Annotated in this window: 1 protein-coding gene; it reads right to left on the bottom strand. The window is 42.2% G+C overall.

From position 1 onward, the window contains the following. Positions 1 to 18: 18 nt before the first annotated feature. Positions 19 to 218: hypothetical protein (locus FS628_RS32500; RefSeq protein WP_222125377.1), on the bottom strand; the 200-nt coding region annotated here is incomplete at its 5' end.

Here is a 218-nt window from a genome sequence, read left to right as displayed (position 1 = left end):
TTGTAAGGCCTGTAATCCTCAAAACCCATTGTGATCCCATACATCCGTATGTATTTCAACATAACAAACTAAACCACACCCCCTATTAACATCATATACACCCACCCCTTTTTCATAATCTCCCTCCACACCACCTTTTTCCTCCCCCAACTCCCACACATTAAAATTAATCCTCAACGCACACTTCAACTCCTCAGTCCAAGCCGCATTATCATCTT

It is taken from the genome of Paenibacillus xylanexedens (assembly GCF_007676705.1).
In the GTDB taxonomy this organism is placed as follows: Bacteria; Bacillota; Bacilli; order Paenibacillales; family Paenibacillaceae; genus Paenibacillus; species Paenibacillus xylanexedens_C.
The sequence above is the reverse complement of the archived record's forward strand: the minus strand, read 5'-3'. Positions and strand labels throughout refer to the sequence as shown.